A 6,000-nucleotide genomic window follows, 5' to 3' on the forward strand; every position below is an offset into this window, starting at 1 on the left:
CCACCGAGCGATGTGCGTAGTCAATTACGTAACGTCACCGATGAAGCCAGTAACTGCCCCGGCGGGCCCCCGATGCGCGGTGCCTCGCCTCTCACCAAATCGTGTGACTCCCAAGTGGTGGGTCGCTCGGAGTCCTTCGGGGCCGGGCCCGACCTCCGGTTCAAAGGTACGGCTCCCGGTCATCGTTGAAGAGTGCCGCCGTGGCCCCTGGCAGGTCGATGATGTCAGTCAGGCTCCACAGGCCGCCGCCCGGCTGAGGATCGCCTCCATGCGGGGCCTTGGAGTGCTGCGAGGCCAGTGCCTTCACTTGCTGGGCGGGGTCCGGAAGGTAGGTAAGGCCCGCAACGCCGAAGCGGGCGCGAGCGCCTGCTCGGGCCGTCGGCCGGCCTGCCAGTTGTGCCATGGTGGGCGGGTGGCTGAAGGAGCCGGCGTAGAACTCGATCACCGGGAATTCGTTCGCGCCGTGCAGCTCGTGGACGAAGGCGGCGTGGAAGCGGCCGGCGAGCTGGATGGAGACAACGTCGCCAGGGCGTAGGAAGGTGACCGTTCTGGTATTTCGCGGTCGCCGCGTCAGCGGTGTCGGCGCCGACCGCAGCAATGCCTTGATCGCCGGGGACTGCCTTTCGAACGCGTCGGACAGGACGACGTGACGGTTGAGCTCGTCCACCGAGGTCAGGGCTTTCGCGGTGATGGCACTCTCATGGAATCCGTACTTGTGGAGCAATGTGGCCAGCGCCACCCACCCGACATCCTTGGCCGCCGCCGTGGCGTCAGCTGCGTCGAACAGGCAACGCCAACGGGCGAGAACCGGCGTTATCACCGCCTTCTCGACCTCTGCGCGCGAGCGGCCGCGGTATGACATCTGCTCGCCGGTCCACCGGGCCACATCCTCGTTCATCGCCTGGACGGTCTCCCGAGCCGCGAGCTTGTCCAGGATCTGCTGGTGCCTCATTCCCCAAAGCATGACAGAGCGTAATGGCGCGTAGCCGGCGCACCCCGGGCCAGGACGGGTGACGTGCCATCAGCGGCGAGCCAGCACCGCGAGCTCCCCGCCGTAGCCCACCACCAGCCGTCCACTCGGCGTCAGCGTCATCGAGTGCGGGGTCGACGGGAACCTCAGTGCACCGCCGTCGTACGACTGCCGGACAAGCCGAGGACGCGCACCGGAATGCAAGAGGTTCAGTGGAAGCACCTAATCCCGTACCTAACCGGTGAGCAGGTGGGGCGCTGCTCGATTTCCGCCGGTTAACCTCCCCCTATGCCTCTTACCGTTGACCAATTGTCCGGTTATGTGGATCACGATCTGGACGCCGATGTGTCGCGCTGGTTCCCCGACGAGCCTCGGGTCGAGTTCTCGGAGCCGGTACGCCCGGTGGAACCGTTCCTGGCCCGGCTCCCGCACGACGCCGCGACCGCGCTGGCCGGTTTCGACCGCAGGGTCCGCTCGGGAGCCATGGCGGATCTCCTGGACATCGCCGACTGGTCGTACGGCTTCGAGTTCGAGGCCAACGACTGCGAGATCCTGGACTCCGACTACACGACGCGGCTTTCCGATGACGACGTGTGGTCCATCGGTTGCGACGGCGGCGGCAACTACTACGTCGTCCTGACCGACGGCCGGGTCGCGCTCTGGTTCCACGAAGAGCAGGTGATAGAAGCCCACACGCGGTACGAGAACCTCGACGTCTTCCTGTGGTCGGTCGTCCGGCACCGGGCCGTCCGTGCCGGTGTCCTCGACTTGGCGGCGGTCGAGGAGGACTTCCGGTCCCTCGGCCAGCCCGGAGCGCTGGCGCCAGAGATCGGGCTCCTGGCCGACCTGTCCTGAAAGAAGGTGCCGCGCTTTCCCGTCATGAAGGCATCCGGGACTCGGACGAGGGAGCGAACCCTGGCGGTGATCGTCCGGGAGGTCGATCTGGTGGGCCGTGGCTCCACGACGACGCCGAAGCCAGGATCAGGAGGGCCCAGTTGGAAGGCCGCCTCCCGTTCGGTCCTGGGCAGCTCGGCGGTGAGCTCTGCGAGATCCAGGCCGACGGCACTCCCGCTTGATCGAGTTGCCGGGATGGGCATGCCGCCCGGCCCCGACTCCTCGTCCTCCGGCCGCACACATCGGACCGCATTGGGCGCCCGCGACCTGGACATCCGCCCATGAGCTTGATCCGGCCCCCGAGGGCGGAAGGGCCGACACCGCAAACACATTCACGTCCGCCGCGGCGGCGACTCGCGCCGGCCACCGGATATTCGTGGGAGTTCACGTGAGCTACGACATCTACTTCGTGCGGCCTCGTCCCGTTCTCGACTGGGACGAACTCGCGGAGGAACTGGAAGAGGCGGCGGAGGCGGCCCCGGATCTTCCGAAAGCGCTCATCGACGCCTGGGAGCGGATGGTGCCTCACCTGACCGAGGCTCTGGGCCAAGTGGAGTTCTCCCGAGGAGCACGCACACGCAAGCTCAGCCACGACGACACGGGCATCGAGCTGTCGATCATCGGTGACGAGGTCAGCCTGACCATCCCGTACTGGCACACCAGGGAGGCTGCCGGCCTGGCCTTCGAGATGATCGCGGCGATCGTCTCGATCGTCGAGCGGGAGACCGGACTGATCGCCTTCGACCCGCAGACCGAACGCCCGTTCACCGAGGCGGTCACAGAGGCCGAGGCCGTCATGTCGTCCAACACCGAGGATCTCCGTAGGCGCTACGGAAACTGAGGCCGATTCGTTCCGGAGCACAGCACTGCGCGAGGAGGCCATGTCCCGCCCGCGTGGCACGGCCGTGATCAGGATCGGGGGCGGCGAAAGGCCGGACCGGCCTTTCCAGGGCCGTCGCACGGGCCGGCCGGCGATGGCGCTCGCATACCGGCGTTTGACCATTGCCGAACCCGCCGAGCCTAGCGTTCTGCCAGAGCCGGGGGGGACAACCTCTCCGGAGCCCCTGCAGACGGATCCGGAGGGCTTTCTCCAACGCCTCGACGAGCGTCGGCGGCAGTGCCGACGGCACGTCAGGCTGTCTGGGCCGGAGGGCCTGACGTGCCTGCCGCCGCTCCTCGCCGTCTGATCACGGAAGGACAGAGCCCTTGTTCGACGCCATGGCCGAAGCTCTCGCGGACGAGCAGTACTACGCCCCCCTCGGCACGATGGCCGATCCCGGTCCGCGCTTCGCGCCCAGCCGTGTTCCGGAGGGCTGGCGGGGAGTGGACAGGGACATCTGGACGCTGTGGCGCGGCTCGCGGGTCGGGCAGGCCGAGCAGGGCTGGAAGATCCATGTGTCGACGCGCCTGGAGCGCGCGCAGGACGTCCTCGACGTGGTGGCGGACACGTGTTTCTCGGAGCGTGTGCCGTTCAAGCACGTGGCGGCACGGTTCTTCTTCCTGTTCCTCCACCACAAGCACGCGACCAGGGCGCAGTCGGGCAAGTTCTGTGCCGTCTACCCTCCGGACACCGATACCGCCGCACGGCTTCTCACCCTCCTCGACGACGCCCTGCGCGACGAGGAAGGCACCTATGTCCTCTCCGACCGCCGCTACCGGAACTCCCGGAACGTCCACTACCGTTACGGCGCCTTCAGCCGCAGAACCCGGCTGCTGCCCGACGGCTCCTCGGAACCCCTTCTCACCGACGGGACCGGACAGGACGTCACGGACGTACGGCTGCCCTTCTTCACGCTGCCCGACGGCATCACCGACCCCTTCGTCGCCGAGGAGCCGGCGCAGCACCAGGGCTCGATCCGTATCCGTGACTACGAGATCGTCAAGGTGTTGCAGCCGAGCAACGCCGGCGGGGCGTACCAGGCCAGGGACACCCGCACGGGACGCCTCGTCTTCGTCAAGGAGGCCCGGCCGCACAACGGTTACACCTGGGACGGCGTCGATGCCAAGCGGCGGCTGCGCCAGGAGTACGACACCCTGACCGCCCTTCACCGGGCGGCTCCCGGAGTGTGCCCGCGGCCGCTGGAGCTGTTCACGGAGTGGGAGCACGACTTCCTCGTCATGGAGCATGTCGACGGAGTCCCGTTGACGCGGTGGATCAACGGCGCTTCTCCCGTCCTCCAGGCCGACCGGCCCCGCCCGGACGTCGACCGCTACCACGCCGACTGCCGCCGCGTCCTCGCCTCGCTGGACTCGGCTCTGGGTCAACTGCACGCCCTGGGACTGCGGTTCGGTGACGTAAGTCCCGGAAACGTCATCGTCACCCCCACCGGAGAAGCCCGGCTCATCGACTTCGAGTCCGTGACGCCGGTGGGCGATCCCCCCGCCCGCATGGGCACCGCGGGATTCGCACCGCCCCCCGACGTCACGGCGGCCCACCCCGCCGAACCGCTCCTCACGGACCGCTACGGCATGGCCGCACTCACCCTCGCCCTGCTGGCACCGTTCCACAACGCTCCCCGGATGACCGCGGCCAACCTCGCGCTGCTCCGTCGTGACCTGGCGGCGACCGCGTCGGCGCCGGACGACCTGTGGCAGCGGGCCGGCGCCTTCCACCTTCCCGTCAAGCGCGGGTCCTCGGCGCTTCCCGGCCCCGAGCAGGTCGACGCCGATCCGCTGGGCTGTCTGGCCCGGATCGCCGACCGGACCGCGACGGCTCTGCTCGGCATGGCCGAGACCGGCCGGCCCGAGTGGGTCTTCCCTCCCCCGCCGCTGGGGCTCCACACCAACACGGTGTGCCTGGCCTACGGAACCGCCGGTGTGGTGCACGCCCTGCACCGAGCGGGCGTACCGATCCCCGACGACGTCGACAGGCGGCTGCGCCGGGACGCGGCCACCGCGGCACAGGCGCTGCCGCCGGGGCTGGCGGTGGGCACCGCCGGGGTCGCCCTGGTCCTGGCCCAGCGGGGGCACCTCGACGAGGCGGTCGACCTCCTGCGGGCCGCCGACGGCCATCCGCTGACGGACGCGACCAGCACGCTGGCCGACGGACAGGCCGGGGTCGGTCTCACCTGGCTCGCCCTGTACCGGCGTACGGGTGACGCACGCCACCTGGAGCGGGCGGTCGCCGCCGGTGACGCGCTGCCGCGCTCCGGCGACCTGGGACCGGTACTCGGCGCCCATGACGCGCGCGGCCTCTTCCACGGCCGCAGCGGAGTGGCTCTCTTCCTGCACCACCTGGCCCGTGACACCGGCGAGGAGCGGTACCTGCGAGCGGGTCTCTCGCTTCTCCACGAAGAACTGGACCGGGCGGTGGAGCTGCCCGACGGGTCGCTCTCGTTCTCCGACAACGGCGTGAACAGGCGCGTCATGCCGTATCTCGCGGCGGGCTCCGCCGGAGTCGGGACGGTCCTGCTGCGCTATGCGGCCGGCACGGCGGACGAACGCTGCGCCGCGGCCCTGCCCCGTGTCGTCGCGGACTGCCGCAAGGTCTCGGCGATCCACGCCGGACTGCACGGCGGATTCGCCGGACTCGCCTACTTCCTCGCGGAGTACGCCGACTTCACCCGCGAAGACGCCGACCGCCGGGAGGCGGTGCGCATCGCCACCGGGCTCCTCAAGTACGCCGTCCCCCACCGTGACGGCGTCCGCTGGCTCGGAGTGGGCTCGCTCCGGTTCAGCGCCGATCTGGCCAGTGGCAGTGCGGGGGTCCTGCTGACACTGCGACGAGTCCTCCACGGCCCGGGTGACGACTGGTTCACCCTGGACCCCGTCCGTTCCGTCAACTCACACGAAAGCGCAGGCAGTCAGCCATGACCGAGATCCTCGCCCTCCAGCGGCTCACGATCGAGGACGCCGCGAGCGCGTTCCCCTGCTTCAGCATCGCCGACAGCACCCTCAGCGACGTCGTCACGTTCTGACCGTCACCCCGCCGGGAAAGGAAACCCCTGACATGACACAGATTCTCGCCCTCCAGGCCCTGGAAACCGAGTCGGACCCGGGCATCACCTGCTACAGCCTCTTCGCGAGCCGCTTCTGGGAGACGATGTGAGAGTCGGCTCCTGAGCACGCGAGTGGCCGCCGCCCCGCCCGGGGGGGGGGGGGGCCCCCCCGCAGTTTGCCGCTGTGGTGGGGGGGTT

The 6,000-nt window shown here is 69.4% G+C and carries 4 protein-coding genes; 3 read left to right on the forward strand and 1 reads right to left on the reverse strand.

The genetic code is table 11. The features are described from left to right. Window positions 1–160 precede the first annotated feature (160 nt). Window positions 161–952 carry a hypothetical protein gene (locus ABZ464_RS49070; RefSeq protein ID WP_359288938.1) on the reverse strand — a complete coding sequence of 264 codons (792 nt, stop codon included), beginning with the start codon at window positions 950–952 and terminating at the stop codon, window positions 161–163. A 327-nt stretch (window positions 953–1,279) separates the two neighbouring features. On the opposite strand from ABZ464_RS49070, the gene ABZ464_RS49075 reads away from it, so the two are divergent. The 3 genes from ABZ464_RS49075 to lanKC all read left to right on the forward strand — a co-directional run bounded on the left by ABZ464_RS49075 (window position 1,280) and on the right by lanKC (window position 5,677). Continuing rightward, on the forward strand, window positions 1,280–1,825 hold the full coding sequence (locus ABZ464_RS49075) for a hypothetical protein (RefSeq protein WP_359288930.1): 546 nt from the start codon (window positions 1,280–1,282) through the stop codon (window positions 1,823–1,825). A 427-nt stretch (window positions 1,826–2,252) separates the two neighbouring features. Then, window positions 2,253–2,705: a hypothetical protein gene (locus tag ABZ464_RS49080; RefSeq protein WP_359288932.1), complete on the forward strand. Its 453-nt coding sequence runs from the start codon at window positions 2,253–2,255 to the stop codon at window positions 2,703–2,705. A 365-nt stretch (window positions 2,706–3,070) separates the two neighbouring features. After that, entirely contained in the window at window positions 3,071–5,677 is a 2,607-nt protein-coding gene (gene lanKC / locus ABZ464_RS49085) for a class III lanthionine synthetase LanKC (RefSeq protein WP_359288934.1), read from the forward strand. Window positions 5,678–6,000 lie beyond the last annotated feature (323 nt).

The sequence above is a fragment of the Streptomyces sp. NPDC005820 genome, from assembly GCF_040630255.1.
Classification (GTDB): Bacteria; Actinomycetota; Actinomycetes; order Streptomycetales; family Streptomycetaceae; genus Streptomyces.